The sequence below is a fragment of the Marinobacter sp. C1S70 genome (assembly GCF_000475355.1).
Classification (GTDB): Bacteria; Pseudomonadota; Gammaproteobacteria; order Pseudomonadales; family Oleiphilaceae; genus Marinobacter; species Marinobacter nauticus.
The window spans coordinates 1-3,071 of the sequence record NZ_AXBW01000083.1 but is presented as its reverse complement, the minus strand read 5'-3'; the positions used below and the strand labels follow the sequence as shown (position 1 = coordinate 3,071).

Here is a 3,071-nt window from a genome sequence, read left to right as displayed (position 1 = left end):
GTTAAAAATGGGGGGATTACACTACAGCGACTTGTTAGTGGCAGGTAATGACACTGCCGGCTCCCTGGCACTGACCTTGACGGCCTACTCCGTAACCCGGCACCGACATGAGCCGATGCACTCTGTTTGAAACACCGCCAACGATGCGGTGAATGAACCTGAACTCAAAGGTAGCAGATCCGGACGACGTTTTCGGCGGACGGCCCCACACGGTGAACACCGAATTTCCTGCCACAACTCTTGCTAACTGAAGCAACCAAGCCGGACGCGGATTCTGACGGCCTTGGTGCTCAACAGACTATGCGGGTTTGGCAACCAAGCACGGCACCAAGGCCACTGGCACACTGCAGCCTAAAAGGACCGAAGCCACAGCCACTAACGCTTGCAGCATGCGCGCCCACGGAATGGAGCCAAAGGCGCAATGTAGTGGGCGTCGCCGTGCCTGCACTTGTATGGATAATTTCTTCCGTGTTTGGGTAAATTGAGGCCCACCCCCAGTGGCCGCTGGGGGCCTTCATGCAGCAGCTCGATGCCTGACCGGCTCCTCTGTCGAGAGACCGATAACAAGTGTGCAGCGCTGCATGACTCTCAAGCGATAACTCGAACAGTCATCGGGGCCTCGAGCCCGTATAGCAAGGCAGAGTCAGCTTATTATGAACAACACGGAAATCCAAACCCCAGTCAATGTCGGCGTCGATGTCGGTAAAGCCAATCTGGACATTGCTCTTCATCCCTCCGGGCAGTTCTACACCATCCCAAATACCGAAGCGCATATTCGCCGCTTTGTCCGTATCCTTAAAAACTACTCGATCGAACGCATCGTTGTTGAAGCCTCTGGCCGATATGAACAGGCCCTGGTTCAGGCCTGCGACCAAGCTGGTTTGCCGATCATCATCGTCAATCCCATCAGTGTCCGACGCTACGCCCAGGCCATTGGCGTACTCGCCAAAACCGACCGGATTGATGCCCAGGTCATCGCGCAGTATGCCGCCACACTGAAACCTGAGTTCAAACCTATTCCAGACAAAACCTCCCAGAAGATTAAGGACTTACTGGTCCGACGTTCTCAGCTTCTGGAAATGTCCACCATGGAGAAAAACCGCCTCCAGATCCTGCCGAAACCCCTTCACCGGTCGATCAAAAGTATGCTCCGGATGCTCCAGAGTCAGATTGAAACCGTCACCCGACAGATTGAGCAGGAGGTGGCCAAGGTGGATCAGTGGCGCAGCAAAATGGAGATCATGACCAGCGTGCCAGGCGTCGGAAAAGTGCTCGCCTACACCTTCCTGAGTGAACTCCCGGAACTCGGTTCGCTGAACCGCAAGGAGATCGCAGCGCTTGTTGGCGTAGCACCCATCAACCGAGACAGTGGCAAGCTAAATGGCAAACGAAGGATACGAGGTGGCCGCCACAGAGTCCGCACCGTCATGTTCATGGCCATGCTCTCATCCATCCAGTGCAACCCGGTCTTCAAACGCTTTTACGAACGCCTGAAGGCCCAGGGAAAGATCCCGAAAGTCGCCCTCATCGCCTGCATGAGAAAGATGATTGTGGTGCTCAATACCATGATCAAAAACCAGGAATCATGGCGGGCTGAAATGGCTTAATTTATGGAATTGACACCACAGTCACTTGTTATGCTTTTTCATAGGTCTTCACCAGCTCAAATGCTTCCATACTGCCATCAAATGCTCTATTGAACTGATCAGTGTTACCTGACGCAATTTTATCGATTGATGCCCAAGTAGCCTCACATTCTTCGCAGTTGAATAGGGTTTCACTGAATGTTGGATTTACCCATTTATACACCCATCCCTGATCACACCTAGGGCACCAACGCTTCGCTTCTTTGCAACTCGAGCAAACGAAATACTGCACACCTAATGGATCTTCGCCGGCCTCCATCACTGTTGATTTATTGCAAGTTGGGCAAACTATCCCGCTCATGGTGCTCTCTTACGCATAACGCCCTTGTTTAGCGGCGGCTACGGAGCGCAGCGTAGTAGGCGTCCGGTGTAGGGCCGCCAGGCCCGGAACGCACTACAACAATTTGTTATGCAGTGCCCAGTCGTCGCACGACATTCGATACACGCGCACAGGCCGGGCATGGAACTCTCGAGTCATATAGTCTCCGAACCCGACTTTCTCCGTGACCCTGACGGAAGCTGTATGCTCCGGCTCGATAATAACAATTACCGACTCGCAGTGTTTTTGGTCGAAAGCATACTGGAGAACACCTTTTACAGCTTCTGTCGCATACCCCTGATGCCAGAACCTGCGGGCCAGACGATAACCTAGATTGATTTCTTCAACATCGCCAACCAACTCCGGCCCAACGCCACAGAAGCCGATAAAATTCCCTGATTCTTTCTCACACAATGCCCATGGCCCTATCCCATGAGAGGCGTAACACTCAAGGCACCAATCAACGAATTTTCGGGTAGCTTCTTCGTCACAAACTCCACGGACGGAGAACTTCATGACTTCTGGATCACTGAGCATTGCGGTGAGCACCGGAACGTCTTGATGGGACAGCTTCCTTGCAATCAACCTCTCTGTTTCAAACAATGGCACCTATCTCTCCCTGTGCATAACGCCAATATTAAGCGGCGCCCGACTAGGGCGTCCGGTGGACGGCCGTCAGGCCGGGAACGAACTTGAATGACTGGTTATGTGCTACCCGAAGAAACAGCCATTCTCATCAGCATTCACGATAGCAAAGAATTCCTCGATGGAGCGTGACTCAGGTTCTGGCGTGTACGAATGCCACTTCAGATCGCTACGCATCCAGTAGATTTTCCAGCGTTGAGATTTCTTGACGTAGGTCGCTTTTGCCACCGGCGACTCAATGATCGTGGCCGGCTCACGAAAATGCGGGCGAATCTCGACAATCTGGACGCTCTGGCCGGAAACTCGCACGTCTAGATCTAACTTGGGTCGGATCTCTACTGGCGGCCTCCGGTCTTCAAGAAATTCAGAAGCGGCCCGCTCAATTTTCTTTGCTTCGAACTCACTGAATGCCATATGGATTCTCTATGGGAACGCCCACATAACGAGGCTGTAGAAAAACC

The 3,071-nt window shown here is 52.8% G+C and carries 4 protein-coding genes; 1 reads left to right on the top strand and 3 read right to left on the bottom strand.

From position 1 onward, the window contains the following. Positions 1–653: 653 nt before the first annotated feature. Positions 654–1,607 carry an IS110 family transposase gene (locus tag Q669_RS17690; protein ID WP_022993296.1) on the top strand — a complete coding sequence of 318 codons (954 nt, stop codon included), beginning with the start codon at positions 654–656 and terminating at the stop codon, positions 1,605–1,607. A 28-nt stretch (positions 1,608–1,635) separates the two neighbouring features. Here Q669_RS17690 and Q669_RS19585 read toward each other — a convergent pair whose 3' ends face one another. The 3 genes from Q669_RS19585 to Q669_RS17680 form a co-directional block, all read right to left on the bottom strand. Beyond that, the gene (locus Q669_RS19585) at positions 1,636–1,947 is read right to left on the bottom strand and encodes a hypothetical protein (RefSeq protein ID WP_152525071.1); all 312 of its coding nucleotides are present in this window, start codon (positions 1,945–1,947) and stop codon (positions 1,636–1,638) included. Positions 1,948–2,040: 93 nt separating this feature from the next. Beyond that, positions 2,041–2,574 (bottom strand): GNAT family N-acetyltransferase, encoded by a 534-nt coding sequence (locus Q669_RS17685; RefSeq protein ID WP_022993295.1) that lies wholly within the window; start codon positions 2,572–2,574, stop codon positions 2,041–2,043. 102 nt (positions 2,575–2,676) lie between these two features. After that, positions 2,677–3,024 carry a DUF3024 domain-containing protein gene (locus tag Q669_RS17680; RefSeq protein ID WP_022993294.1) on the bottom strand — a complete coding sequence of 116 codons (348 nt, stop codon included), beginning with the start codon at positions 3,022–3,024 and terminating at the stop codon, positions 2,677–2,679. Between the last annotated feature and the right edge of the window lie 47 nt (positions 3,025–3,071).